We start from the raw sequence: 25,636 nt of genomic DNA, 5'->3' as shown, positions 1-25,636 counted from the left end.
GGCTTTTTTACATCAAAACTCCATCTTCACCGTAAACTGCACTTCGCGAGGGTCGCCAATCTGGTTGCCCAGGTTGTTGGTCGCAATGGACGAGGTGTAGTAGGTCTTATCAAGCAGGTTCTTCACGTTGACCTGCAGCGTCACCGGATACTGCAGCTTCATCTTATAGGCCGCAAAGGCATCCGCCACAAAATAGCCCGGCAGATAATAATCCGCGCCGTTGGTCGCTGAACGACGGCTCACGCCGTGTCCGCCGCCGCCCAACGTCAGGGTATTCCCGGCAAACGCATTATGAATGTCGTACGTCAGGAACAGGGAGCCGGTGTGGCGCGGCACGTTCGGCAGCGGTTTGCCCGCGTAGTCCGGGTCTTCCAGCACCTTCGCGTCGGTATAGCCGTAGCTGGCGATAATATTGGTGTTCTCGGTCAGCGATCCGGCAAGATCCACCTCCACGCCCTGGGATCGCACGCGGCCCGCCGTTTTGGCGATGGTTTCACCTCCCACGCTTTCGTTGTACAGCACGTTGCGTTTGTGGATATCAAACAGCGCGATATTGGCGGTAACGCCGTCGAACAGGTCGAACTTCGCGCCCACTTCGTAGGCGTTTGAGGTTTCCGGCGGCAGGTCGCCAATGTAGCTCGCAATGGACGACTGCGGCATAAACGTCTGCGAGTAGTTGGCAAACAGCGAGACGGATGGCGTGAGCTTGTAAACCAGCCCCAGCTTTGGCGTCCACTGTTCGTCGCGGCTGTCGGTGTTGACGTTGAACGGACGACCTTTACCCGCGTACTGGGTGTAATACTGGTAGCGCATCCCGGCGACGGCGATCCACTTATCCGTCAGGTACAGGGCATCCTGCGCGTAGGCCGAATAACTCTCCTGCTTGAGCGTCTGGTCGCTGTCTGCGGCGGAGACGGTTGTACACTTGTTGAGTTTGCCGTAAACCGGATGGTAGATGTTGAAACCTTTGACGTTCTTACAGCGCATCATGTCCGTACGCAGCAAATCGTAATTCTCATACGACACGCCGGTCAGGATCTCATTGTAAAAGCCTGCAATATCGACATTCCCCTGCAGATCCGCGCGGGTGCTGTGCATGCGCTGGGTCGAGCCCTGGGTCGCATCCACGCGGCGGGTCAGGTTGCCGGTTTTTGCATCGTAGGCCATCACGCGGGCCTGGTTATCGCTGTATTTGTCCTGGCTGTAGCTGTAGTCGAACTTCGCGGTCCACTGGCTGTTAAGACGGTATTCCGCGTTCAGCTGCGCCAGATCGGACTGACCATCGGTCACGTTAAACGGCTCGTCAAAGCGGGTTTTACGATCGACATCAACGGCCTTTTTGGTGTTGAGATCGAAGATCGTTCCGCGATCGAACGGCGTTTTATAGTCGCGATGCGAATAGAGCACGGTCACGGTGGCATCATCGCCGAACCAGGTGAGCGACGGGGCGATAAAGGTGCTGCGTTCGTTGCCAAAATTACGCCAGTAATCTTCGTCCTGATACTCACCCGTGAGGCGATACGCCAGACGCGTGCCGTCGATCGGGCCGGTCACATCGACCTGTCCGGTGCCGCCGCCAAAGCTGGAGGAGGTGGCGGACAAAGAACCACCGAAGGTTTTCTCCGGGCGTTTGGTGACGACGTTAATCAGGCCGCCCGGATCGAGAATGCCATACAGCGTTGAGGCCGGGCCTTTAAGTACCTCCACGCGCTCGGTGGCGGCGTTAAAGCTGCGCGGCAGGACGGTGCGCAGGCCGTTGGTCATGATCGAGCCGTCCCGGTTCGCGCCAAACCCGCGGCGCACGAAGGCATCCTGCGTACCGCCGAGGGTATTCGTCTGGACCACGTTGCTAACGTTGTAGAGCGCCTCATCCAGCGTGGTGGCGTGCTGATCCTCCAGCACTTTATCGCTGACGGTATTCACCACCTGCGGGATATCCAGCATCGGCATGTTGGTCAGCGTTGCGGTGGAGGTGTTCAGCGGCTGGTAGCCGTTGGTGGCTTCCGCCGGCGTATTTGGATCGGCAGTGACGGTAAGCGTTTCGCCGTCTTTAGCCGCGGTGGTGTCCGCCGCCTGGGCCAGCGGCGCCATAAACAGCAGTGAAAAGAGCGCGCGCCCTTTTACCCCAGAGAGTGAAGGTGTGAACGTAGCCATTACATCTGTTATCCCAAAATATCCGTGAATCACCTTCACGGAAGAATGTGTGAGTCATTGCCCTTTTATGCTCTGCTCGTTAGCCAGAACCGGCATCGAACATGTAATTGAGAATCATTCAATCATGCGGGAATGTAGTAGTAAATGAAAAATGATAAAAATCGGCTACATGCATGAAACGCAACGGGAAAGTACAAGGGTAATGAATTATTTAATTGAAAAATAATGATTTATTAATTTTGTGGTCTGCACGGTAACGCTCCGTTACCCCTGGTTTTTTCAGGGTGTTTCTTCTCTTGACTACTACATGGCGTGGCGTCAAACTCTCAAAAGAGAATGATTTTTATTTATATTTGTTGCGCTTTTTTTATTACGTTGGCGTTCACGTGGCTCACAACACAAAACAACCGGGACTGGTTCTGGAGAACCTCTCTGCGGGCTATCAGAAAAAAATCATCGTTGATGATATCTCCCTTGCGATCCCCCAGCAGAAAATAACCGTTCTGGTGGGCGCAAACGGCTGCGGGAAATCCACGCTGTTGAGCACCATTGCGCGGCTGCTCCATCCGCTTGGCGGCGCGGCGGTTCTCGACGGCAAGGCGATCCACGAGCAGCCGACCAAAGCCGTCGCTCGCCAGCTTGGTATTCTCCCGCAGTCCCCGCTGCTCCCGGAAGGGTTAACCGTTTTTGAGCTGGTCTCGCGCGGGCGCTTTCCCTGGCAAAACGTTATGCGCCAGTGGAGCGACGAGGACGAACTGGCGGTGGAAGAGGCCCTGCGCCTGACCGGCACGGCAGCGTTTGCCCATATGCCGGTGGAAAGCTTATCCGGCGGCCAGCGTCAGCGCTGCTGGATCGCCATGGCGCTGGCGCAGCAAACGCCGTATATCCTGCTGGATGAACCCACCACGTTCCTCGATCTTCGCTATCAGGTGGAGATCCTGGAACTGCTGCACGCCCTGACCCGCCAGCACGGGCGTACCGTCGTGGTGGTGCTGCACGATCTTAACTTTGCCGTGAACTACGGTGATTCCCTGGTCTTTTTACGCCAGGGAAAAGTCGAGGGGGTGTTACATGAAGGCGACGCCTGCACGCCGGATCTGATCAAAGCGGTGTTTGATGTGGACGTGCATATGTCGATTAACCCGCTAACCGGAAAACCGTTCTTTATGCCGTTTCGCCAGAGCCTTGAACAGCCATGATGCGCGCTTCTCTCGCCTTCCTGATGTTTACATTGCTGTTGGCAATGGGGGCGATTGCTCATCTGGGGATCGGTGCACGCTTTATCGCCCCGCAAACGGTAGTGGAGGCATTCTTTCACTTCGACCCGCGCAATTTCGACCATAACATCATCATCAGACTACGGCTGCTGCGCCTCTGCGCCGCAATGGTTACCGGCGCCTCGCTCGGCGTGGCGGGCGTGCTGCTGCAGTCCGTGATCCGCAACCCGCTCGGCGAGCCGCATATTCTGGGGCTCAACGCCGGGGCAGCGCTCGCGGTGGTGGTGACCAGCGCGCTTGGGCTTTCGCTGCCGTTTGGTCGTCCGCTGATTGCCGCCGCCGGTGCCGCCGCGCTGTTTCTGCTGGTGCTGATGTTCTCCTCGACCGGTCGCACCGGGCTCACGCCGATGAAGGTCACCCTGTGCGGCGTGGCGATGTCGGCGTTTGCCTCGTCGATTACCGCCGCGGTGTTAATCCTGGATGAACAGACGCTACTCTCTCTGCGCACCTGGCTGGCGGGTGATATCGCCGGGATCAACGCGCAGATGCTCCAGAGCGCCCTGTGGGCGGCAGCCGCTGGTTTTGTTCTTGCTATCGGGCTGTCGCCCTCACTCAACATGCTGGCGCTGGGCGACAGAATGGCGCAGGGGCTTGGCGTGTCGCTGCTGAAAACCCGCCTCCTTGCCCTGCTGGCCATTGCGCTGCTCTGCGGCGCGGCCGTCTCCCTCGCCGGACCGATTGGCTTTATCGGCCTTGTGGTGCCGCAGCTCATCCGCCGTCTGGTGTCGGTCGATTTGCGCGTGATGGTGCCGCTGTCGGCCCTGTGCGGCGCGCTGGTGCTGCTGCTGGCGGATATCGCTGCCCGCACGCTGTTTACCCCCTGGGAGCTGGCAACCGGCATCATGACGGCCCTTGTCGGCGCGCCCGTGTTCATCCTTATGGCCTCGAGGATGTTCAAATGAACCGGGCCGGACTCCGCGCGATCCGTGTTGGTCGCCTGTCGGCGCTGGTTCGCCCGAAGGCGCTGGCGTGCCTGTCGCTTTTCGCGCTGATGGCGCTAGGCCTGCTGGGCTTTGGCCTGACGCACGGTTCTCTGCCCATTCCCGCCTCTGCCATCGGGCGGGCGCTGTTTTCGCCTGAAACTTTGACGGCGGAGACGCGCTACGTCGTGATGGATATCCGCCTGCCGCGCCTGCTGATGGCGGTGCTGTGCGGCGCGATGCTCGGGATGGCGGGGGCGGCGATGCAGTCCATCACCCGCAACGGACTGGCTGACCCGGGGCTTATCGGCGTGAAGGAGGGCTGTAGCGCGGCGGTACTGCTGCTGATTTTTCAGTTCCCGGCGCTGAGCCTGGCCTGGCGTCCGCTGGTCGGCATGGCCGGTGGGCTGCTCACCGCGCTGCTGGTGATCGTCCTGGCGCGCGATATCTCGCGCCCGCGGTTCATCCTGATCGGCATCGGCGTGTCGTGGGCGTTTGCCGCAGCGATGGGCGTCTTTATGACCACCGCCGACGTGCGCGACGTGCAGACGGCGATGCTGTGGCTGGCGGGAAGCCTGCATGCGGCAAACTGGACGCTGGTGGGCCTGGCCGCACTCTGGGCCGCCCCCGCGTTTGCGCTGCTGTTGTTTACCGCCCGGGCCGCGGACGTGGCGTTGCTCGGCAATCAGGCCGCTACGGGCCTTGGCGTGCGCACAACCCGGCTGGCGCTGCTGCGGGTTCTCGCTCCGGTGGTGCTGACGGCGGCCTGCGTCTCCTGCGTGGGCAGCATTGGCTTCGTGGGGCTGATTGCCCCGCATATGGCGCGCCTGCTGCTGCACGGTGGTCAGACCGCGCTCCTGACGGGAAGCGCCGTGCTGGGCGCGCTGCTGGTGCTGCTGGCGGATAACGTCGGACGTCTGGCATTCCTCCCGCTGCAGCTGCCGGCGGGGATTGTGATTTCATTGATTGGCGGACCGTTTTTCCTGCTGCTGCTCTGGCAGCGTCGGGACAGATTTTAGGGGATTATGATGCGCGTACTGTTTTCGATGCTGTTGCTGGTGGGATTCGCGGTGAGCGCGGCGGAGCCGACGCAGACCTTTACTGACGATCTGAACCGAAAGGTGGTGGTGCCGGTGCACCCGAAACGGATTGTCTCCTTACACGATCTGGACATCACCATTCCGCTGATTGAGCTTGGCGTGCCGCCGGTGGCGAGCCATGGCCGCACGCGGCCGGACGGCAGCCATTTTCTGCGCTCCAGCGGCATGTTAACCGGCGTCGACTTCGATAATTCCGATATCAAATTTATCGGTACGGCGGATATTGACATCGAAGCCATCGCCGCCGCCAAACCTGACCTGATCGTTACCGAGCCGACCCGCAACACGCCGGTGGAACAATTAGCGAAAATTGCCCCGACGGTGAGCATCGATCATCTCGACGGCGGCGCGCCGGAAATCTACCGCAAGCTGGCTCAACTGACAGGAACGCAGGCGCGGCTCAAGGTTCTGGAGCGGCGATATCAGGAGCAAATCAAGGCGCTGAAGGCGACCATCGACACGCGCAAAATCACCGTATCGGTGATTCAGGCCAATCAGGGGAAAATCAACGCCATGCACAGCTACCACTCGCTGGGCCGCGTTCTGCGCGACGCCGGATTCAAATTCCCGCCACTGATTGAGGCCATCCCGGAAGGGGGGCGCATCGACGTCAGCGCCGAGCGCCTGCCGGAGCTGGATGCCGATTTCGTCTTTGCTACCTGGCGCGGGGATACGGGCGGTAAACCGCAGGACGAGCTGGCAGCGATGGAGGCGGTGATGCCGGGCTGGTGTCAGTTCCTGACTGCCTGCCGGCGCGGGTACTACGTGCTGATCTCGCGTGAAGAGGCGATCTCGAATTCGTTCGCGTCTTTAGGGCTGATGGCCGCGCAGGTGCAGTCACAGATTGCCGGGCGTCCGCTGCCGGAGGCCTCACGGTGATCCGCAAAGAGAAGGGGCGCGTGGATGTCTATGGCGACCGCTTTCGCGCGCGGGCGCATCAGCTGACGCCGCGTCTGCTGCAGGTCGCACGCTATATCCATGACAACCGCGAAGCGGTGATGGAGCAGACCGCCATGGAGATTGCCGCCGTAGTGAAAACCTCGGATGCCACGGTGGTCCGCGCCATACAGGCGCTGGGGTTCGCCGGGCTGCGCGATCTCAAGCAGACGCTGGAGCAGTGGTTTGGCCCGGTGGTCACCTCCAGCGAAAAGATGTCCACCACGGTGAACACGCTCGCCAGCGACGTCAACGCGAGCATTGATTTCGTGCTGGAGGGGCATCAGCACACCTGCGAGGTGTTATCCGAGCCCCACAACCGCTACGCGATGGCGCAGGCGGTCTCACTGCTGGCGCAGGCAAGGCAGGTTGCCATATTTGGCATTGGCGCCTCCGGCATTCTGGCCGAGTACACCGCCAGGCTGTTCAGCCGTATGGGGTTACCCGCCACGCCGCTTAACCGCACCGGGATCGGGCTTGCCGAACAGCTGATTGCGCTTCAGCGCGGTGACGTGCTGGTGATGATGGCGCAGAAATCCGCGCACCGGGAAGGGCAAACCACCCTGCGTGAAGCTAAACGTCTGGGCATTCCCACCATCCTGCTGACCAACGCCCTTGATTCGCGTTTCAGTAAGGAGGCCAGCGTGGTGATCCACGTTCCGCGCGGCGGTGAAAAGGGTAAAATCCCGCTCCACGGCACGGTGCTGCTCTGTCTGGAGATGATCATTTTATCCGTCGCCGCCACCGAACCGCAGCGCGCCATCAAGTCGATGAAGCGCATCAACGAACTCCATCGCGGGTTAAAGCCGGGGAAGAAAAGCAGCTAAAAACAACAAAGCCCGGTGGCGCTAGCGCTTACCGGGCCTACGGTTCAGGTTTTGTAGGCCGGGTAAACGCAGTGCCACCCGGCAAATTCCACGAACCTAAACCCCTTGCTCCAGGATGCGGATGTGGGTTTCCAGCACGTCGCCCTTCACCGCGTCGCTCCACGCTTTCATGTGCGCGGTCTGCAGATGCGCTTCAAGATGCGCGACGGTTTCCCACTGCTCAACCATGATGATCGAGTCCGGCGCGGTCGCCTGGAAGCTGGCGTCAGTGGCGGCATCCACCATCGGCGCGTAGCCGTGGCAGCCTTCTTCTTTCAGTACGGTCGGGATAATTTTCGCGAACTGATCCAGCACCGCCTGACGGTGATGTTGACCTGGACGAGTACGGATTTCTGCGATAACGGTAAGCATGTTTACTACTCCTTTAATTCCAGGCTACCAGTTAAGCAAAAATTTCCGCGAGATGCTTGCGATATTCTGCGATATAGCGCGGGACATCAGGCATTTTAATCACGTCGTTGACGATAAAGGTCGGCAGCGGATCCATGCCCAGGAACTGATTCGCCTTGTGGAACGGCAGGTACGCGCCGTCCACGCCCACGCCCTCGAAGAACTGATCTTTCTCGGTGAAGGCTTCCAGCGGGGCGTTCCAGGTCAGTGATAGCATATATTTTTTGCCCTGAATCAGGCCGCCTGAACCGTATTTTTTGGACGCGTCAGAGCGGGTGCGCCCATCGCTGGCATACAGCGAGCCATGACCTTCGGTGAACACGTCGTCCATGTATTTTTTCACGGTCCACGGCGCGCCCATCCACCAGCCTGGCATCTGCCAGATCACCACGTCAGCCCACAGGAAGTTCTGCACTTCGGCTTTCACGTCGTAGTGGCTGTCTGCACGCACGACCTTAACATCATGCCCGGCGTCGCGCAGGAAACCGTCCGCGACCTCGGTCAGGGTGTCATTCAGCTGGCCTTTAGAGTGCGCAAATTCTTTTGCACCGTTAATAATCAGAATGTTGCTCATTTTTTGTCCTCGACGATGAGAGTATGCCGGGTATTCTACGCGCGAGGACGGAGCGGAAAAATGAGCAAAATGTGCAAAGTCTTTTGCTGGAGATGCAATAATCCGTTACCAGCTGACCTTCACCTCAAAGCCGCCTTCCGCCGCATTGCTCAGCGAGACGCGCATCCCGTGCAGCGCGGCAATGCGCCTGACGATAGAAAGCCCCAGCCCGCTGCCCGTGGCGTTCTGCCCCGGTGGCCGATAAAAACGCTCGCCGATGCGCGCCAGCACCTCGGGGTCAACGCCGGGACCGTTGTCGCGCACGCTAAAGCTACGCGCGTCCAGCGTCACGTCCACCACGCTGCCGCGCGGACTGTAGCGGATGGCGTTGTCCAGCAGGTTGCGCACCAGCAGACTGAGCAGCAGGGGCTGCCCCTGACGTTTGACCTGCGGGGCATGGTTGAAGAGGCGAATATCAATCCCTGCCTGCTGCGCCGGATGCCAGATATCCAGCACCGCCGACTGAAGTAAATCGGCAAGCGTTATCGGTTCGACATCGTCAAGGTTATCCAGCGAGTCCAGACGCGACAGGGTGAGGAGCTGATCCACCAGCCGCGAAGCGCGGTCGATTCCCGCATGCAGCTGTGCCAGCGCTTTTTCCCGCGCCTGCGGATCGTCCTGCGAGAGCTGCGCCACGTCAGTTTGCACCTTCAGGGCCGCCAGCGGGCTGCGCAGCTCGTGGGCGGCATCGGACGTAAAGCGGCGCTCGCGGGTCATCATCTCCTGGGTACGTGCGAAGAGGTGATTCAGCGAGTCGAGCAGGGGGCGCACTTCCGTGGGCACACCCTGAAGCACAAGCGCCTCGGTCGCATCCGGCGAGCGGGAGCGCAGGGTCTGCGCCAGCTTTTTGAGCGGCCTCAGCTCCCGGATCAGGAGGAGAACCAGCAAGAGCAGCATCACCGGCAGCGCCACCAGCCAGGGCGTGAGCTGCGAGCTGACCACGTCCAGCGCCATATCCTGGCGGTACTCCCACTCCTGACCGACCACCACGCGGTATTTCCCGTCGGGTGAGGTCAGCCACAGGAAGCGCCATTCGTCGTTGTCGTCCTGGAGCTGCCCGTTAGCAAACCCGTCGCGGCGATAGTGGTACGGAATATCGCGCCCGTTCTCGCCGTCGTTCAGGAGCATTTTGCCCTCGACGCTGTAAATGGCGAAAGCCAGCGCGTCGTCATCGAGACGGCCATGCTTCACTTTTTTCGGGATCTCGCGCATCCGCTCGGGGGCGCGGATCTCGTCCAGATCCATCGTCAGCAGCCGTTTGGCAAACAGCATCTGCTGCGTGTCGAAGAGCTTATCCAGCTTGTGGGTGGTCTGCTGCCAGGCCACCAGGCTGGCGGCAAACCATGCCGTCAGGGAGAGCGCTAAAAAGAGGAGCGTCAGGCGCAGCTTCAGGCTCAGGCGTTGCGTCAGCTTCATGCGTCACCCAGGGTATAGCCGATGCCGTGCACGGTGCGGATAAACTCGCTGCCAAGCTTGCGGCGCAGATGATGAACGTGGACTTCTACCGCGTTGCTGGAGACGTCGTCGTCCCAGGTATACAGTTTTTCCTCAATCGTCTTGCGAGGGAGCACGCGGCCTGCATTGCGCATCAGCAGTTCCAGCAGCGCGAACTCTTTCGGCTTCAGCGTCAGCGGTTCACCGTCCAGCGTGGCGACGAGACGGGTCGGATCGAGCGTGACCTTGCCGTGGCGTAGCTCGCTATGCGTCTGGCCGTGGCTGCGGCGGACCAGCGCCTCGAGGCGGGCACCCACTTCAATCAGCGCGAACGGCTTGCAGAGATAATCATCCGCGCCAAGACGCAGACCTTCCACGCGCTGGTTAAGCGCATCCCGCGCGGTCAGGATCAATACCGGCTCGCTGCGCCCGCTTTCGCGCCACGCGCGCAGGATGTCCAGGCCGTCGATTTCCGGCAGCGTCAGATCCAGCACCACGGCATCATAGGGTGCAGACGCGAGCGCGGCCTGACCGGTTTTACCATCGGTAAACCAGTCCACGCTAAAGCCCATTTTGCTTAAACCCGCCCTGATACCGTCGCCGATTAACGTGTCGTCTTCTACCAGTAAAATGCGCATGTTCCCTCCTTGATGCCGTCAGTAAACCCTCTGTAAGCGCCTGCTGTACAGCAATAATAAATAAATTTTTCCCTTAAGAAGTTGTTAAGGATTACCCTGTTTAATGGACTGCGAAACCAGATTAAAGGGAGAGTTAATATGAAAAAATTCGCTGCCATTGCCGCCATCATGATGATGGCCACTGCCCCCGTTTTTGCTGCGCAGGGCGGATTTAACGGCCCGTCCGCCACGCAAACCCAGACCCAGACGCAGGCAGGCGGTTTTGTCGATAACGACGCCAACCTCACCACCGCGGTGAAGGTGAAAGAGATGAAGGACGACAGCTGGGTGAAGCTGCGCGGGAACATCACCCAGCGCCTGTCCGATGACCGCTACACCTTCCGCGATGAGACCGGCACGGTGAACGTGGAAATTGACCACAAGCGCTGGAACGGCGTGACCGTCACCCCGCAGGATAAAGTGGAAATCCAGGGCAAGGTCGATAAAGAGTGGAACGATTTTGAAATCGACGTGAAGCAGGTCATCAAGCTGAACAAATAACCCGAAAAGGGCCGCATAAGCGGCCCTTTTTCTTTGTGACTCAACTCGTCAGATAGGGTAGTATCTGCGGCAATATTGCCTGAAACCCTTCGGTTTCTGAGTTGAGGAATCACACGTAATGAGCGATATGGCAGAGCGCCTCGCGCTACATGAATTCACGGAAAACGCCTACCTGAACTACTCCATGTACGTCATCATGGACAGGGCGTTGCCGTTTATCGGGGATGGCCTGAAGCCCGTTCAGCGCCGCATCGTGTATGCGATGTCCGAACTGGGGCTGAATGCCACCGCCAAGTTCAAGAAATCCGCCCGTACCGTCGGTGACGTGCTGGGTAAATACCATCCGCACGGCGACAGCGCCTGCTATGAAGCAATGGTGCTGATGGCGCAGCCGTTCTCTTACCGCTACCCGCTGGTGGATGGTCAAGGGAACTGGGGGGCGCCGGACGACCCGAAATCCTTCGCGGCGATGCGTTATACCGAGTCCCGCCTCTCTAAATATGCCGAAGTGCTGCTGGGCGAGCTGGGTCAGGGGACCGTTGACTGGGTACCGAACTTCGACGGTACGCTGCAGGAGCCGAAGATGCTGCCCGCGCGTCTGCCGAACATCCTGCTGAACGGCACCACCGGGATTGCGGTCGGTATGGCGACGGACATTCCGCCGCACAACCTACGTGAAGTGGCGAAAGCCGCCATCACCCTGATTGAGCAGCCGAAAACCTCGCTCGACGATCTGCTGGATATCGTGCAGGGCCCGGACTTCCCGACCGAAGCCGAGATCATCACCTCGCGCGCGGAAATCCGCAAAATCTACCAGAACGGTCGCGGCTCCGTGCGCATGCGCGCGGTGTGGAATAAAGAAGACGGCGCCGTGGTGATCACCGCGCTGCCGCATCAGGTTTCCGGTGCCAAAGTGCTGGAGCAGATCGCCTCCCAGATGCGCAATAAAAAGCTGCCGATGGTGGACGACCTGCGTGATGAATCTGACCACGAGAACCCGACCCGTCTGGTGATCGTGCCGCGTTCTAACCGCGTGGACATGGAGCAGGTGATGAACCACCTGTTCGCCACCACCGATCTGGAAAAAAGCTACCGCATTAACCTGAACATGATCGGCCTCGACGGACGCCCGGCGGTGAAAAACCTGCTGGAGATCCTCACCGAATGGCTGACGTTCCGCCGCGATACGGTACGCCGTCGTCTGAACCATCGTCTGGAGAAAGTGCTTAAGCGCCTGCATATCCTCGAAGGTTTGCTGGTGGCGTTCCTCAATATCGACGAGGTGATTGAGATCATCCGTACCGAGGACGAGCCGAAGCCCGCCCTGATGTCGCGCTTTGGCATCAGCGAAACCCAGGCCGAAGCGATCCTCGAGCTGAAGCTGCGCCATCTCGCCAGACTGGAAGAGATGAAGATCCGCGGCGAGCAGAACGAGCTGGAAAAAGAGCGCGATCAGCTGCAGGCGATCCTCGCGTCCGAACGCAAGATGAATAACCTGCTGAAGAAAGAGCTGCAGGCTGATGCCGACGCGTTTGGTGACGACCGTCGTTCTCCGCTGCACGAGCGCGAAGAAGCGAAGGCGATGAACGAGCACGACATGCAGCCGTCCGAGCCGGTGACCATTGTCCTGTCGCAGAGCGGCTGGGTGCGCAGCGCCAAAGGCCACGATATCGACGCGCCGGGGCTCAGCTACAAAGCGGGCGACAGCTTCAAAGCGGCGGTGAAAGGCAAGAGCAACCAGCCGGTGGCGTTTATCGACTCCACCGGTCGCAGCTATGCCATTGACCCGATCACGCTGCCTTCCGCGCGCGGGCAGGGTGAACCGCTGACCGGCAAGCTGACGCTGCCGCCGGGCGCGACGGTTGACCATATGCTGATGGAAGCCGATGACCAGAAGCTGCTGCTGGCGTCTGACGCGGGCTACGGTTTTATCTGTACCTTCAACGATCTGGTTTCCCGCAACCGTGCCGGTAAGGCGCTGATTAGCCTGCCGGACAACGCTCACGTAATGGCACCGCTGGTGATCGAGAACGAAAGCGACATGCTGCTGGCGATCACCACCGCCGGGCGTATGCTGATGTTCCCGGTCAGCGATCTGCCGGAGCTGTCAAAAGGCAAGGGCAACAAGATCATCAACATCCCGTCGGCGGAGGCCGCGAAAGGCGAAGATGGCCTGGCGCACCTCTTCCTGCTGCCGCCGCAGAGCACGCTGACCATTCACGTCGGCAAGCGCAAAATCAAGCTTCGTCCGGAAGAGCTGCAGAAGGTGGTGGGCGAGCGCGGTCGCCGCGGCTCGCTGATGCGCGGCCTGCAGCGTATCGACCGCGTGGAGATTGACTCTCCTGCACGCAGCGCGGCGGGTGACAGCGAAGAGTAATGTCATGATATCCCCCTCTGTCCGGAGGGGGAATTTCAATAAAATTTCCCGTAAAATCGTTGTTAATTCGTGCGTTGCGATTAACAATACGCGCTCGTAATAAAGTCCTTACCTGGCCACAGGTGAAGTATAATTGTCAGCTGTCAGGGCTTCAGAGGTCGCTATGCTATATATTGTTCGTCTTATTCTTACCGTTATCTACTGTATTCTGGTCTGTATTTTCGGCTCTATTTATTGCCTGTTCAGCCCGCGTAATCCGAAGCATGTCGCCACCTTTGGCCATATGTTCGGGCGTCTTGCGCCGCTGTTTGGTCTGAAAGTTGAAAAACGCCTGCCGGAAGGAGCGGAGAATTTCGGTAACGCCATCTATATCGCCAACCATCAGAACAACTACGATATGGTGACGGCCTCCAATATCGTGCTTCCACCGACCGTGACGGTGGGCAAAAAAAGCCTGCTGTGGATCCCGTTTTTTGGTCAGCTGTACTGGCTTACCGGTAACCTGCTGATTGACCGTAATAACCGTGCAAAAGCGCACGGCACCATTGCAGAAGTGGTGAATCATTTTAAAAAGCGCAGGATCTCAATCTGGATGTTCCCGGAAGGGACGCGCAGCCGCGGCCGCGGCCTGCTGCCGTTTAAAACCGGTGCGTTTCATGCCGCAATTGCGGCAGGTGTTCCAATTATTCCTGTGTGCGTTTCCAATACTTCGAATAAGATTAATCTTAACCGCCTGAATAACGGGCTGGTGATTGTCGAAATGTTGCCACCCGTCGATACCAGCAAATACGGTAAAGATCAGGTGCGCGAGCTGGCAGCGCACTGCCGTGATCTGATGGCTGAGCATATTGCGCTGCTCGACAAAGAAGTCGCAGAGAGAGAAGCCGCCGGTAAGATCTAACCCGGCGTTGAAGGGAAAACGAATTCCCGCGTTGTTAGTCGTTTCAGATGGAGCTTATATGTCACTCAGTCGGCGTCAGTTTATTCAGGCTTCGGGGATCGCCCTTTGTGCGGGTGCGATGCCGCTGACAGCCAGCGCCGCCGGGCAGCAACAGCCGCTGCCTATTCCGCCACTCATTGAATCCCGTCGCGGCCAGCCGCTTTTCCTGACGCTGCAGCGCAGCCACTGGTCCTTTACCCAGGGGACGCGTGCGCCGGTCTGGGGCATTAACGGACGTTACCTTGGGCCGACCATACGCGTGTGGAATGGCGATGACGTAAAGCTCATCTACAGTAACCGTACCCCTGAAAATGTCGCCATGACCATCAGCGGCCTGCAGGTGCCTGGCCCGCTGATTGGCGGTGCGGCGCGCATGATGTCGCCCAGCGCCGACTGGGCGCCCGTTCTGCCGATTCGCCAGAGCGCGGCAACCCTGTGGTATCACGCCAACACCCCTAACCGCACGGCGCAGCAGGTCTATAACGGCCTGGCCGGCATGTGGCTGGTGGAAGATGAAGTCAGCAAATCCCTGCCGATCCCGAACCACTACGGCGTGGATGACTTCCCGATTATCATCCAGGACAAACGTCTGGATAATTTCGGTACGCCGGAATACAGCGAACCGGGGAGCGGTGGCTTCGTTGGCGATACGCTGCTGGTTAACGGCGCGCAGAGCCCGTATGTCGAAGTGTCCCGTGGCTGGGTGCGCCTGCGCCTGCTCAACGCGTCTAACTCGCGCCGCTATCAGCTGCAAATGAGCGATGGCCGTCCGCTGCACGTGATCTCCGGCGATCAGGGTTTTTTACCGGCACCGGTGTCCGTCAAACAGCTGGCGCTCGCGCCGGGTGAGCGTCGCGAAATTCTCATTGATATGACCAATGGGGATGAAGTCTCTGTGACCTGCGGCGAAGCGGCAAGCATTGTTGACCGTATTCGCGGGTTCTTTGAACCGTCGAGCATTCTTGTCTCGACCCTGGTGCTGACCCTGCGTCCAACCGGCCTGCTGCCGCTGGTGACCGATAGCCTGCCCATGCGCCTGCTGCCGCAGGAGATCATGAGCGGCTCCCCGGTGCGCAGCCGTGATATCAGCCTGGGCGACGATCCGGGCATCAACGGTGCGCTGTGGGACGTCAACCGTATCGACATCACCGCGCAGCAGGGCACCTGGGAGCGCTGGACGGTGCGTTCAGATATGCCGCAGTCGTTCCATATTGAAGGGGTAAGCTTCCTGATCCGCAACGTTAACGGCGCGATGCCGTTCCCGGAAGATCGCGGCTGGAAAGACACCGTCTGGGTGGACGGTCAGGTTGAACTGCTCGTCTACTACGGCCAGCCTTCGTGGCCGCACTTCCCGTTCCTGTTCCACAGCCAGACGCTGGAGATGATGGACAGGGGCTCCGTAGGGCAGATGCTGATCAACCCCGCGCCATAACCACTGACATTCCCGGTTCGCCGGGAATGGTTTATGCCCGCCAGAAAAAGCGCGAGAACAGAATCAGCACCGGGTAAATTTCCAGACGCCCTAAGATCATCGCCGCGCACATCAACAGCTTAGCCCCTTCTGTTAACGTGCCGAACGTCGACGCCGTCTCGCCAAATCCCAGCCCCATGTTGTTGATACATGCGGCGACCGTCGCGAATGACGTAAACAGATCGTAGCCCATCAGATTAAGCGCCCAGACAAAAAAGCCCGTGATCATCACGTAGAGAAAGAAGAAGCTCCAGACCGAGCGCAGGACGCGTTCATTCACCACGCTTTTGCCCACCTTAATGCTCAGCAGCGCGCGCGGATGCGCCAGCTGGTTCATCTCCTGAATACTCTGCTTGAACATAATCAAAAAACGCAGGGCTTTGATCCCGCCGCAGGTCGAGCCTACGCAGCCGCCAAAAAAGCTGGCGCTCAATAGCAGGAAGATGGTGTGGGTGGGCCATTGGGCGTAGTCGGCGGTCGACAGGCCGTTATCGGTCATCATCGAACTGGCAAGGAAGAAGGCGTGCACCAGGCTATCCGTGGGGCTGTACATGCCTGCATGCCAGACCTGCCAGGCGGTGATGAGGATAATCGCCGCAGCGGCGCTCAGGAAGAATTTAACCTCCGGGCTGCGACGAATCGGCTTCAGGGTGCGTCGGACAATGGCGACGTACCAGAGGGTGAAGTTAAACGCGGAGAGCAGCGAAAACGCCCCGGCAACCAGCTCGATTGCGTGGCTGTCATAAAAACCAATGCTCTCGCTGCGGGTGGAGAAGCCGCCCAGTGACACGGTCGAAAGCCCGTGACAGACGGCGTCAAAAAAGGACATTCCCGCCAGCCAGTAGGCCAGAGTGCAGGCCACGCCCAGCGCGAAGTAGGTCACCCACAGCGTGCGCGCGGTATCGGCAAGGCGGGGCGTCAGACGCTCCTCCTTGAACGGCCCCGGCATCTCTGACTGATAGAGCTTCATGCCGCCAATGCCCAGCAGCGGCAGGACCGCGACGGCCAGCACGATGACGCCTAACCCGCCAATGAAATTCAGCTGAGCGCGGTAATACAGGTACGACTTAGGCAGGGCGCTGACGTCCCCGATCACCGTCGCTCCGGTAGTGGTGATCCCGGAAACCCCTTCAAAGAGCGCGTCAGCAAAGGAGAGCTGAAGCCCGTCATCCATCCAGAGCGGCATGGCGCTAATCAATGAAAACAGCAGCCAGAACAGCACGATAATCACGAAACCGTCGCGGGTGCGCAGCTGGATGCCGGCGTGACGGGTTGCCCGCCAGGTTAAGCCTCCGAGACTAAAAAAGGTTAAAAAAGTGGTCAGGAAGGCAAAGTAGGTCCGCTCTTTGTTCAGCAGGGCGATAACCATCGGCGGCAGCATGGAAAGGCTGTACAGCAGCACAAGGAAACCGCAGAGGTGCAGGACAACCCGCAGCTGGGAGACATGTAACGAATCGTTGGGCTTCACAACTGAGCTCCGCACAAACACGCATTCCGGGGCAAATCACCGGAAAATAGAGTGAATATTATGATCCAAAATTATCAGGGCGGCGTATTTTAACGACTTCCGTGAATATCTGCCTGCTTCCTGCATCCTTTTCTTCAAATCTGGCAGATGAACAGCGTATAATCCCGCTCCTTTTGTTTATTTTTTCTTCGGAAGCATTATGAGCGCAATTTCCCTGATCCAGCCGGATCGTGACCTCTTCTCCTGGCCCCAGTACTGGGCGGCCTGCTTTGGACCGGCGCCGTTCCTGCCGATGTCCCGGGAAGAGATGGACCAACTGGGCTGGGACAGCTGCGACATCATTCTGGTCACGGGCGATGCCTACGTTGACCACCCGAGCTTCGGCATGGCCATCTGTGGCCGTATGCTCGAAGCGCAGGGCTTCCGCGTGGGGATCATCTCCCAGCCCGACTGGAACAGCAAAGACGACTTTATGCGTCTGGGTAAACCGAACCTGTTCTTCGGCGTGACCGCAGGCAACATGGACTCGATGATCAACCGCTATACCGCCGACCGTAAGCTGCGCCATGACGACGCCTACACGCCGGATAACGTGGCGGGCAAACGTCCGGACCGCGCAACCCTCGTCTACACCCAGCGCTGCAAAGAAGCCTGGAAAGACGTGCCGGTGATCCTGGGCGGCATCGAGGCGAGCCTGCGCCGTACCGCACACTACGACTACTGGTCAGATACCGTGCGCCGCTCGGTGCTGGTGGATTCCAAGGCCGACATGCTGATTTACGGAAACGGCGAGCGTCCGCTGGTGGAAGTGGCGCACCGCCTGTCGCAGGGCGAGCCGGTGAGCAGCATCCGCGACGTGCGCAATACCGCCATTATGGTGAAAGAGGCGCTGCCGGGCTGGCGCGGGGTAGATTCCCGCATCATCGATATGCCGGGCAAAATCGACCCGATCCCACATCCGTACGGCGACGATCTGCCGTGTGCCGATAACAAACCGGTAGAGCCAAAGAAGGCGGAAGCGAAGGCGATCGTCGTGCAGCCGCCGCGTCCGAAGCCGTGGGAAAAGACCTACGTACTGCTGCCGTCCTACGAGAAGGTGAAAGCCGACAAGGTGCTCTACGCGCACGCGTCCCGTATTCTGCACCATGAAACCAACCCGGGCTGCGCCCGCGCGCTGATGCAGAAGCACGGCGAGCGCTTTATCTGGATCAACCCGCCGGCGATCCCGCTCTCCACCGAAGAGATGGACAGCGTCTTTGCGCTGCCGTACAAGCGCGTGCCGCACCCGGCGTACGGCAACGCCCGCATCCCGGCGTATGAGATGATCCGCTTCTCGATCAACATCATGCGCGGCTGCTTCGGTGGCTGTTCCTTTACTCTTGTTTTTATGTATTTAGAGTTAAACTCTACTTTTCTATTTTTAGAATTCAAGCTATTCATCGTAATTGAGAGATATCCTTTTAATGTTCAGCAAGCCTGTTAAAAGCACTTTATCTGAACCGCGTTTTGCCTAAATCCTGCTCAATATATACTCTCCCTGAGTTCTGAAATCCTCAAATTCCCCAATCTTAAAGCATTGATACATAGATGATGTCAGATAATGCGCAATCATCTCACCGCCAATATGGATCCGTTCCGGGTGTGGGTATGTCGCCTGTATAGCCCTTTGTTCATTCATCATTACAGGAATTGTCTGCAACAAATCCCCATCCAAGATTTGGCACTCAGGTTTTACTCCTGTTCCGTATTGTAATTGCTCTGATTCGAAATCATGGACTGAGCGATAGGCGAACGAAACGATATTTCCTGTTTCCTCGCAAATTGCGAACTGATAAACACTGGTTGTCACCGTTGAAGAAGAGGGAATTGCATGGTCATGCTTGTATTGTTTCCACAGCCTCCTTAGACAGGCCGATGTATGATAATTGAGATTTTGTATACCTGATACGACCATTCTGGTTGATGCTTCAAGCAACCAGGTGTTAGAAAATCCACCTGCCCCCGTTCCTGCTATGATGGTTCTTAGCTGGGGGATGTAACCTGCTTTGGAAACAAAAGATAACGGCTCCCCATTATCGGTGACGGCAAGGGTATCTGTTACAATCAGTGCTTGTGCTTCGTCTGTATAAAATATCAGTGATGACATATTTTCCTCATCCAGAAAAGACATTACATGAATCACAGAACAGGTCACTACAACCACGTGAAAGGGAGTCAGACCATTTTCCAGAGGTAAATATATTCTTGTGTTTGGACGCGTTGCGGTTCTCTGTAAAAAATATATAGCACAAACAAAAGTCCCCGCAGGGATAAATATAGTTATATGCGCTTTTTCTGCTGGCTTTTACAATTGAAAGTGACAGGTAAACGAAATGTGTTACAGGTTTCTTTTGCTTTTCGTTGGGTTCTGTATATGCGAATTTACCCTGTGTGTTATTTTTGCAATGGACTCAGGCTGTATTCAATCAATTAAGGTTTACTTCTGGCATTAAGATGTATCCGTTGCCTGTTTTTTAAGGGCACGGTTTGTGCCGGGAAATGAAAATCACATCTTAAGTTCTTCACTCAAAGGATTTGTGATGTTTATCACGTATGGTCCGGGTAACGTGTTGAGGTCAATGTATTGCATCGTGATGGTGTCGTTACATCTTTTACTTTCCTCCTGATTTGCATATTCACTCCCGGCAACCTGGTTGTTTGTTTTTTCTTCTTCCGGATTTATAGTGTAGGCATGAGGTGGCGTTTCAGGGCGACAGACTGTGAGGATAATCACTAACATTCATGCGCGTTATGGGCGTGTCAGCAAACTGGATGCAACAGAGCCGAAACTGAAATTTGAACCCGGATTTCTGTATGCTGAAATACCTTATATTAGCGGCATCCAGAATCGAAAACTGAGCCGATATGTACACTTTTATCTTATGGATAAAGCTATCCTGCAGGCCAGGGATTTAAAGCCTTTAGCCCGGGCATTTTTACGCTGGATAAGGTGGCTGGAGGATAACGGACTTGACCCTTTCACCCCGGGAACGTTGAAATACCAAAGCCCTACATATGGCTTCAGGGAGTATCTTCTGGGGGCCGTAAGGCAGGGGCGCATCGCCTCATCCACCGCGGCGGTGTACATCAGCGTTATCCGACGGTTTTACGTATTTCTGGGCAAGTGTGGTGAGCTGGCTGCCAGCTCATTTTTTACGTTGGTCGAAAAAGTCGTTGACGGGCGACGCAAGGTGATAAGTTCGGATCTTGCCATCAGGATAACCAGCACAACAAAAAGGACAATCAACCCACTGAATGATGCAGAGGTTCATATCCTGGATGAGGCACTGAAATCTGAGTCCGGGTTGTTCAGTTTAATGATTGTGCTGATGAAAAATTGTGGGCTACGGCTGGATGAAATGCTGACCCTGCCGTCGTCACTCTTTACTGAAGAGTACCTTGCCAGTGTCCCTGTATCTGAGTTGACCATCAGGGGGCTTCATATTGGTCCGAGATGCGGAGTTCATACGAAGTTTGGGATGACGCGAGAACTCTTCATCACCAGACGATTGTACGAGCAGGTTCTGGATTATCTGGCGGATGAGGAGTATGAAAAGAAGATCCAAAAATGGCGTGCACGACAGGGTGGGGAAGGGCGGCACGAGCCTTTATTTTTAATGGCAAACGGGAAACGGATGTCTGAAAAAGCCTTTTACTCCCGCTGGTACAGTTTTCGCCATCGCCTGGCCCGGTCTGCTCCGGGAAATGTGTTCAGACATAAACCCCATGATTTGCGGGCAACGTTTGCGACCCATTTTTTACGCTCGGCACTGAGTTGCTATCCCGATCAGGCCGCAAATGCGCTGGGTACAGTAAAATACTGGATGGGCCATAAAAGCGAAAATACGACGATGAAATACATCGTCTTTCTTCAGCAAAACCAGATTTCTGATGCAGTCGCCGGGGTCATGGACGCATTGATTGACGGTGCTGCAGGTCGCGATGGAGCCATATATGAGCCGGAGTGAAACGCAGATAACGTGGATGGCCGAAAATGTGCTGTCATGGGAGACGGTCAGCGGACACATCACTCAGCGGGATCTGAACCGATATTATTTACTTGACGTTTATCTTCAGGCTCATTTTTCAGATTATGTGTTGCTCCCCGGATGGTTTAGTGAACATTCGCATCTTGCCCGCCCTGAAAAACGCGATTTTATTGCCTCTCTGAAACGATTTCTTCTGTCTTACCGTCCCGCCGGAAGGTTAACCATTTTCCGTTATCTCAATATGTTTTTTATATGGCAGTCAGTCAATCAGTATGACTATGGCACGGCTGAAGGCGTTGAAATGTATATTAAACATCTCATGAACGATATTCGTCGGCGAAAAATTTCAGTCAGGATGGCAAGACACTACTTGTCCGTGGTCAACCGGTTTTTGCTTACGGGCGGGCAGATTCAGAGGCGGTATGAATATGAATTCTTACCGAAAGGAACGTATCAGCAGCAGGGAAGGGATAGCTATACCAGGAATGAACTTTCCGAGATCCTGAGGCAGTTGTCATCCATGAATGAGTTCCTTGCGGGATGTATCCGGGAGCATATCGCTAAATCGGAAAAAGGGGTGCGGCATTTCTCACCGTCTTTGCTGGCACCTGTTTATGAAGCGTATTTCCGGTATCCGGGAGAGAACGGGGTCAGCAGGGCAGAGATCATCATCAGGGACGTTCTGGAAAATTACTTTCTTACTTCTTTTTTTCTGTTCTGTTACCACACATGGGGAAACACCTCTCAGGTTCTGGGTCTGACGCGGGATGATATACATCTGGATGAAAAGGGTATCAGCACTGATTATGTTTATAAGGGGAGAGCGAATAAGTATATACGTCTGACGATAGGTAAATCGGAGTATGTGACCAAACGTGCGGGCTATTACTGGTTTCTGTCTTTTATCAGGCTCAGGGACGACATCGTTAACTATCTGGTTTCCGCAGATAACTTCCCTCCGGTACAGGCGCTGTTTCTGAGTGAGCCGCAGGTGAAATTCCGTAAGCTTTATTCTCTTAATCCCAGTCATCTGACTAAATTTTCTAACTCTGAGGGGGCGTGGGCCACGATGCGGCAGCTTAATCCCTCGCTTCCATCAATTACCGTTTCTGGCTTGCGCAAAACGTCTGAGCAGTATACGGACAGAACATTAAAGAATGGTCTGATTACGGCGGAAAAAGCACAGCATAACTGGGGCACTTACAGGCGGAATTATGCTGCAGGTAACCCACAGGGGGCGAAGGAAAACTTCAGTGCTGCACTTGATACGCTTATGAATCAGGGGATTGCGACACGTGCGTTATCCGAGCGGGTAAAAGTTGCTGATGAGCTGGGGATCGATCTGCGTGGAAGCGATGAGGGTGTGGATCTTTTATTGAATGGCCTGGGATGTCGATCGCAGGAGCCGCCTACAGATATTGAATTGCGCTTTATAAAAAAGCAAAAACGATTTGGCCGGACACCAAAGGCTTGTGCGGATTTTTCTCATTGTGTCGAATGTTCAAAAAGTTGCGTTGTGGAAACGCTGGAGTCTGTATGGCTCCTGCTGTCATTCAGGCATGCTATCGAGTATGGAAAACCGTTGTACATCGGTTCGGTCAATGCTGTGGAGCGTTATGAAACGTTACTCCTGAAGATTGATTTACGGCTTGGGCTGGTAGATGAGGCGACCCTGAAAAAAGCGCGCGTTAAACTTCAGCGAGAAGGTGTGGCTCCGGTATGGCAGATTTGAAGAAAAAAGAGGTAAGCCGTAGTCGAATGGCGGAGTTTCCTGCCGGAACGCCGCTTCGTTCAGGGGATGAGTTTCCGACTGAGGATATCATCTGTGAGGCACTAGAAAACAAAAGCTTTGAACGTCTGAATAACTGCCTGGTTATCGCCAGCTCAGATGAACATGATATGCGTTTTATCAATGAGGAGACGCTGAATATTTATTTCAGGGATGATGTCTGGACCAATCGCTATGTCAGAACCCATATTGGTGAAACGTTAAGAACCGTTAATTTTTCAGGCATACGGGATCCTGAACTGCGTCTTGAAGCCAAAATCATCTCAGCCAGCCTGCTCTGGATTGTCGGCAGGACCGCGAAGACGCAGTCACTGATCCGGAAATGTGCAAACATTGTGGCGGGAGCCCGTATTATTGAGTCTATGGGGTATCGCAGTCTGTTTCAGCTTCGTTTTCCGCTTGTCCGGAATGCTTTCATTGTAAAGATGAAGGAGGAGGATGAGCACGGCAGGAAGCGTTCTGAAAGAACATTACGTAATTACTTTATGGACCTGGCGGATATCTCGCTGACAGGTCATACCCGTCTTCGAAAATACGGTTACTTTCCTGATATTAGCTTCGACAGTTACAACAGTGTGGATGATTCAAACCAGACATATTGTATGCCTTTCAGTCTTATGATGTCTGTCTGGGAAGGGCTGATTACTGAACTGGATGCTGAAATCAGTGATTTCGATTTTGACGGGTTTTCCCGGCTGTGCGCTATCATAAACGGTTTTTATGATTCGCCTTACTATACGTCGATGCTGGAAGCCCGTAAAAGAGGGACAGCAAAAAGCATACCGGATTACCGGGCCGCGTATTACTACAATATTGTTGCCGGGGAAATTCGGGCGCTTTTCGCGACACTTGGCCCCGGGATGCAGGGCTGGTTCTCGGTACATAAAAATAAGCGCTGGAGATCTGATTTTATTGGCGTTGATCACATAAAGCTGAACACCTGGCATTTTGAGCTGACGTTAAAAGTCATGAATGTGATACAGGCCATGTCGGGGATGAGACACAGCGAAGTGCTTGGCGTGATGCACGGTTCACTGATTTATGATGGTGATATCCTGGGACTTCGTTCGGTGTTGCATAAGTTCGCCCCGGAAGGTGGAAGTCACGAAGACTGGGTTGTTTGTCGCTATGTGGAAAAGCCTTTTCAGCATTTACGCAGAATTAATCAAATCATGACAGGCCTGGACGGGAAGACGCTGGACAATGTTCCATTGTCTTTAAATATCAGGTCGTGGTTCTCGGAGCAAAAACTCTCTTTTATGGGGACGCAGCGCCAGACTGAGTGGGCAAAGAAATTTGTGAAAAGACACCATCTGTTCATCCGACGTGACCATATTGATGAGTTCAGGCTTTTAAATCCAAACATACGTGATGATGAACGCGTTGCGATGGAGATTCGGGAGGGGGCTTTCTGGCCATTGCGAACCCATCAGTTTCGCCGTTCACTTGCTGTACACCTCAGGCGTCTTGATCTGATTTCTACTAATGATCTTATCCGGCAGTTTAAGCACTTAATCAGAGGCATGACGGAGTGGTATATGTCCGGTGCACTCAACGCTTCGCATTTTAGCCGGGCGATCCCTCAGGCATTCGCTGCCGAGATTGAAAGGGTTGATACCGAACTCTCAGCTTCCAGGGCTGTTTCTTATCAGCATGAAGGCCTGCTTTATGGCGAAGGCGGGAAGTTACTGATGTCCCAGAGAGGTGGGCACTTACATCAGATGACGTTTCCTACACTGAAAAAAGCGATGAGCATGGCTAAACGAGGCGGGCAAAAACTGGTATCTCTTGGAAACGGTTTTTATTGCATGAATGGCCATGACTGCGAGTTTAAGGCGGTTGTTCAGTCAGCGTCCTGCAATCCGGGATGTGAGAACATGCTGGCCGGAGCTGATTCTGTTCCCGTGTGGAAACGCAGGATGGCTCATTATGACAACCTTCTGGAGATTGCCGTGCGAAATAATGCTCCTCAGGCTGACAGGGATTTTCTGATGCTTGAGAGAGATTTTTATGCAGATGCTGTCCGCTTTTTTGAAAAGGATGAATAGAGCATGACGAACGAACAGTCGGGGGTTAAAAAAACACAGGCAAGAGCAGAGCAGGCCCTGAGGGAACTGATGTTATCAGGGGAGCGTATCAGCCAGTATGCTGTGGAAAAACGAGCGGGGCTGGCAAACGGCACCCTGAATTATAACTGTCCTGAGTACAGGCAGGTCAGGGAGGCTATCCGCAGTCTGAAAAAAACGTGCCAGGGCACCGCGCCGGTTGATGAGCAGGGCATTGAGCAGCAGATCAAGCTGAAAGAAAAGTATCGCCGTCAGAGAAATGAGCTGAGGGAAGAAATCAAAAAGATGATGGCTGAAAATGTAGAGCTGTTACATAACCTTATACTTTTACAGCAGTATGTCAGGGAGCTTGAACGCAACACCGGGAGGGAGAAAGGGGACGTCATTCCGTTCTCGGGTGGTGTCAGGGACTGAGGCTATACTGAACGGAAGGACGCGAGGTGAATCGCCACGCGTTTAACAGACACCTCAGAGTCATTTATGGACTGACCCCGCCCCGGTAGACGATCCTGCCCTATAGTTTGAGCATAGGAGGAGCGTATGGGCACACCACGATTTACACCTGAATTTAAGGAAGAAGCCGTCCGTCAGATAACAGAACGCGGTTA

At 55.9% G+C, this 25,636-nt stretch carries 20 protein-coding genes and 1 pseudogene; 14 read left to right on the top strand and 7 right to left on the bottom strand.

Going from position 1 to position 25,636, the window contains the following annotated elements:
* Nucleotides 1–12 precede the first annotated feature (12 nt).
* Entirely contained in the window at nucleotides 13–2,154 is a 2,142-nt protein-coding gene (locus ACHH0Z_RS13545; RefSeq protein WP_045408917.1) for a TonB-dependent siderophore receptor, read from the bottom strand.
* A gap of 386 nt (nucleotides 2,155–2,540) precedes the next feature.
* Here ACHH0Z_RS13545 and ACHH0Z_RS13540 point away from each other — a divergent pair, with 386 nt between their 5' ends.
* Genes ACHH0Z_RS13540 through ACHH0Z_RS13520 form a run of 5 tightly spaced genes read left to right on the top strand, consistent with a single transcriptional unit; the run spans nucleotide 2,541 to nucleotide 7,214 of the window.
* Nucleotides 2,541–3,353: an ABC transporter ATP-binding protein gene (locus tag ACHH0Z_RS13540; RefSeq protein ID WP_045408935.1), complete on the top strand. Its 813-nt coding sequence runs from the start codon at nucleotides 2,541–2,543 to the stop codon at nucleotides 3,351–3,353.
* Nucleotides 3,350–4,333, top strand: coding sequence for an iron ABC transporter permease (locus ACHH0Z_RS13535; RefSeq protein ID WP_045408919.1), 984 nt, complete (start codon nucleotides 3,350–3,352; stop codon nucleotides 4,331–4,333). Before ACHH0Z_RS13540 ends, ACHH0Z_RS13535 begins: the two co-directional genes overlap by 4 nt.
* Nucleotides 4,330–5,370 (top strand): iron ABC transporter permease, encoded by a 1,041-nt coding sequence (locus ACHH0Z_RS13530; protein ID WP_045408922.1) that lies wholly within the window; start codon nucleotides 4,330–4,332, stop codon nucleotides 5,368–5,370. Before ACHH0Z_RS13535 ends, ACHH0Z_RS13530 begins: the two co-directional genes overlap by 4 nt.
* Before the next feature lie 9 nt (nucleotides 5,371–5,379).
* Nucleotides 5,380–6,330, top strand: coding sequence for an iron-siderophore ABC transporter substrate-binding protein (locus ACHH0Z_RS13525; protein WP_045408937.1), 951 nt, complete (start codon nucleotides 5,380–5,382; stop codon nucleotides 6,328–6,330).
* The gene (locus ACHH0Z_RS13520; RefSeq protein WP_021242303.1) at nucleotides 6,327–7,214 is read left to right on the top strand and encodes a MurR/RpiR family transcriptional regulator; all 888 of its coding nucleotides are present in this window, start codon (nucleotides 6,327–6,329) and stop codon (nucleotides 7,212–7,214) included. Before ACHH0Z_RS13525 ends, ACHH0Z_RS13520 begins: the two co-directional genes overlap by 4 nt.
* Before the next feature lie 96 nt (nucleotides 7,215–7,310).
* On the opposite strand, the gene ACHH0Z_RS13515 is transcribed toward ACHH0Z_RS13520, so the two are convergent.
* From ACHH0Z_RS13515 to qseB, 4 genes are all read right to left on the bottom strand, one after another.
* Entirely contained in the window at nucleotides 7,311–7,625 is a 315-nt protein-coding gene (locus ACHH0Z_RS13515) for a putative quinol monooxygenase (protein WP_008502984.1), read from the bottom strand.
* A 31-nt stretch (nucleotides 7,626–7,656) separates the two neighbouring features.
* Nucleotides 7,657–8,238, bottom strand: a complete 582-nt coding sequence (locus ACHH0Z_RS13510) for an NAD(P)H-dependent oxidoreductase (RefSeq protein WP_014833281.1) — start codon at nucleotides 8,236–8,238, stop codon at nucleotides 7,657–7,659.
* 105 nt (nucleotides 8,239–8,343) lie between these two features.
* Nucleotides 8,344–9,693, bottom strand: coding sequence for a quorum sensing histidine kinase QseC (qseC, locus tag ACHH0Z_RS13505; protein ID WP_045408926.1), 1,350 nt, complete (start codon nucleotides 9,691–9,693; stop codon nucleotides 8,344–8,346).
* On the bottom strand, nucleotides 9,690–10,349 hold the full coding sequence (gene qseB, locus ACHH0Z_RS13500; RefSeq protein ID WP_023326078.1) for a quorum sensing response regulator transcription factor QseB: 660 nt from the start codon (nucleotides 10,347–10,349) through the stop codon (nucleotides 9,690–9,692). The genes qseC and qseB overlap by 4 nt, the downstream gene beginning before the upstream one ends.
* Nucleotides 10,350–10,487: 138 nt before the next feature.
* Between qseB and ACHH0Z_RS13495 the strand changes: the two genes are divergently transcribed.
* From ACHH0Z_RS13495 to ftsP, 4 genes are all read left to right on the top strand, one after another.
* Nucleotides 10,488–10,889 carry a YgiW/YdeI family stress tolerance OB fold protein gene (locus ACHH0Z_RS13495; protein ID WP_008502988.1) on the top strand — a complete coding sequence of 134 codons (402 nt, stop codon included), beginning with the start codon at nucleotides 10,488–10,490 and terminating at the stop codon, nucleotides 10,887–10,889.
* A gap of 118 nt (nucleotides 10,890–11,007) precedes the next feature.
* Nucleotides 11,008–13,266 (top strand): DNA topoisomerase IV subunit A, encoded by a 2,259-nt coding sequence (parC, locus tag ACHH0Z_RS13490; protein ID WP_045408929.1) that lies wholly within the window; start codon nucleotides 11,008–11,010, stop codon nucleotides 13,264–13,266.
* A gap of 163 nt (nucleotides 13,267–13,429) precedes the next feature.
* Nucleotides 13,430–14,167, top strand: coding sequence for a 1-acylglycerol-3-phosphate O-acyltransferase (plsC, locus tag ACHH0Z_RS13485; protein ID WP_008502990.1), 738 nt, complete (start codon nucleotides 13,430–13,432; stop codon nucleotides 14,165–14,167).
* 58 nt (nucleotides 14,168–14,225) lie between these two features.
* Nucleotides 14,226–15,638 carry a cell division protein FtsP gene (gene ftsP, locus ACHH0Z_RS13480; RefSeq protein WP_008502991.1) on the top strand — a complete coding sequence of 471 codons (1,413 nt, stop codon included), beginning with the start codon at nucleotides 14,226–14,228 and terminating at the stop codon, nucleotides 15,636–15,638.
* 31 nt (nucleotides 15,639–15,669) lie between these two features.
* Here ftsP and ACHH0Z_RS13475 read toward each other — a convergent pair whose 3' ends face one another.
* A complete protein-coding gene (locus ACHH0Z_RS13475) occupies nucleotides 15,670–17,145 on the bottom strand; it encodes a TrkH family potassium uptake protein (protein ID WP_008502992.1) in 1,476 nt (491 codons plus the stop codon).
* A 199-nt stretch (nucleotides 17,146–17,344) separates the two neighbouring features.
* On the opposite strand from ACHH0Z_RS13475, the pseudogene ACHH0Z_RS13470 reads away from it, so the two are divergent.
* Nucleotides 17,345–18,520: pseudogene (locus ACHH0Z_RS13470) on the top strand (YgiQ family radical SAM protein); the annotation flags it as partial.
* Nucleotides 18,521–18,655: 135 nt separating this feature from the next.
* Here ACHH0Z_RS13470 and ACHH0Z_RS13465 read toward each other — a convergent pair.
* Nucleotides 18,656–19,315 carry a hypothetical protein gene (locus ACHH0Z_RS13465; RefSeq protein WP_223826471.1) on the bottom strand — a complete coding sequence of 220 codons (660 nt, stop codon included), beginning with the start codon at nucleotides 19,313–19,315 and terminating at the stop codon, nucleotides 18,656–18,658.
* A gap of 589 nt (nucleotides 19,316–19,904) precedes the next feature.
* Between ACHH0Z_RS13465 and ACHH0Z_RS13460 the strand changes: the two genes are divergently transcribed.
* The 4 genes from ACHH0Z_RS13460 to ACHH0Z_RS13445 are packed head-to-tail and all read left to right on the top strand — an operon-like array spanning nucleotide 19,905 to nucleotide 25,442.
* Complete coding sequence (locus tag ACHH0Z_RS13460) at nucleotides 19,905–21,152, top strand: site-specific integrase (RefSeq protein ID WP_007897923.1); 1,248 nt, start codon at nucleotides 19,905–19,907, stop codon at nucleotides 21,150–21,152.
* On the top strand, nucleotides 21,139–22,905 hold the full coding sequence (locus tag ACHH0Z_RS13455; RefSeq protein WP_007897920.1) for a hypothetical protein: 1,767 nt from the start codon (nucleotides 21,139–21,141) through the stop codon (nucleotides 22,903–22,905). Before ACHH0Z_RS13460 ends, ACHH0Z_RS13455 begins: the two co-directional genes overlap by 14 nt.
* A complete protein-coding gene (locus ACHH0Z_RS13450; protein ID WP_017384059.1) occupies nucleotides 22,893–25,010 on the top strand; it encodes a hypothetical protein in 2,118 nt (705 codons plus the stop codon). The genes ACHH0Z_RS13455 and ACHH0Z_RS13450 overlap by 13 nt, the downstream gene beginning before the upstream one ends.
* A 3-nt stretch (nucleotides 25,011–25,013) precedes the next feature.
* Nucleotides 25,014–25,442: a hypothetical protein gene (locus ACHH0Z_RS13445; protein ID WP_017384060.1), complete on the top strand. Its 429-nt coding sequence runs from the start codon at nucleotides 25,014–25,016 to the stop codon at nucleotides 25,440–25,442.
* Nucleotides 25,443–25,636: the final 194 nt, after the last annotated feature.

The sequence above is a fragment of the Enterobacter cloacae complex sp. 2024EL-00227 genome, assembly GCF_043945315.1.
In the GTDB taxonomy this organism is placed as follows: Bacteria; Pseudomonadota; Gammaproteobacteria; order Enterobacterales; family Enterobacteriaceae; genus Enterobacter; species Enterobacter roggenkampii.
The sequence above is the reverse complement of the archived record's forward strand: the minus strand, read 5'-3'. Positions and strand labels throughout refer to the sequence as shown.

What these genes read in the sequence shown, in the direction of transcription:
- ACHH0Z_RS13450 (WP_017384059.1), top strand. Translation starts at nt 22,893, where the DNA reads ATGGCAGATTTGAAGAAAAAAGAGGTAAGCCGTAGTCGAATGGCGGAG.
- ACHH0Z_RS13535 (WP_045408919.1), top strand. Translation starts at nt 3,350, where the DNA reads ATGATGCGCGCTTCTCTCGCCTTCCTGATGTTTACATTGCTGTTGGCA.
- ACHH0Z_RS13445 (WP_017384060.1), top strand. Translation starts at nt 25,014, where the DNA reads ATGACGAACGAACAGTCGGGGGTTAAAAAAACACAGGCAAGAGCAGAG.
- ACHH0Z_RS13545 (WP_045408917.1), bottom strand. Translation starts at nt 2,154, where the DNA reads ATGGCTACGTTCACACCTTCACTCTCTGGGGTAAAAGGGCGCGCGCTC.
- ACHH0Z_RS13510 (WP_014833281.1), bottom strand. Translation starts at nt 8,238, where the DNA reads ATGAGCAACATTCTGATTATTAACGGTGCAAAAGAATTTGCGCACTCT.
- parC (WP_045408929.1), top strand. Translation starts at nt 11,008, where the DNA reads ATGAGCGATATGGCAGAGCGCCTCGCGCTACATGAATTCACGGAAAAC.
- ACHH0Z_RS13455 (WP_007897920.1), top strand. Translation starts at nt 21,139, where the DNA reads ATGAGCCGGAGTGAAACGCAGATAACGTGGATGGCCGAAAATGTGCTG.
- qseB (WP_023326078.1), bottom strand. Translation starts at nt 10,349, where the DNA reads ATGCGCATTTTACTGGTAGAAGACGACACGTTAATCGGCGACGGTATC.
- qseC (WP_045408926.1), bottom strand. Translation starts at nt 9,693, where the DNA reads ATGAAGCTGACGCAACGCCTGAGCCTGAAGCTGCGCCTGACGCTCCTC.
- ACHH0Z_RS13525 (WP_045408937.1), top strand. Translation starts at nt 5,380, where the DNA reads ATGCGCGTACTGTTTTCGATGCTGTTGCTGGTGGGATTCGCGGTGAGC.
- ACHH0Z_RS13530 (WP_045408922.1), top strand. Translation starts at nt 4,330, where the DNA reads ATGAACCGGGCCGGACTCCGCGCGATCCGTGTTGGTCGCCTGTCGGCG.
- ACHH0Z_RS13515 (WP_008502984.1), bottom strand. Translation starts at nt 7,625, where the DNA reads ATGCTTACCGTTATCGCAGAAATCCGTACTCGTCCAGGTCAACATCAC.
- ACHH0Z_RS13495 (WP_008502988.1), top strand. Translation starts at nt 10,488, where the DNA reads ATGAAAAAATTCGCTGCCATTGCCGCCATCATGATGATGGCCACTGCC.
- ACHH0Z_RS13465 (WP_223826471.1), bottom strand. Translation starts at nt 19,315, where the DNA reads ATGTCTTTTCTGGATGAGGAAAATATGTCATCACTGATATTTTATACA.
- plsC (WP_008502990.1), top strand. Translation starts at nt 13,430, where the DNA reads ATGCTATATATTGTTCGTCTTATTCTTACCGTTATCTACTGTATTCTG.
- ftsP (WP_008502991.1), top strand. Translation starts at nt 14,226, where the DNA reads ATGTCACTCAGTCGGCGTCAGTTTATTCAGGCTTCGGGGATCGCCCTT.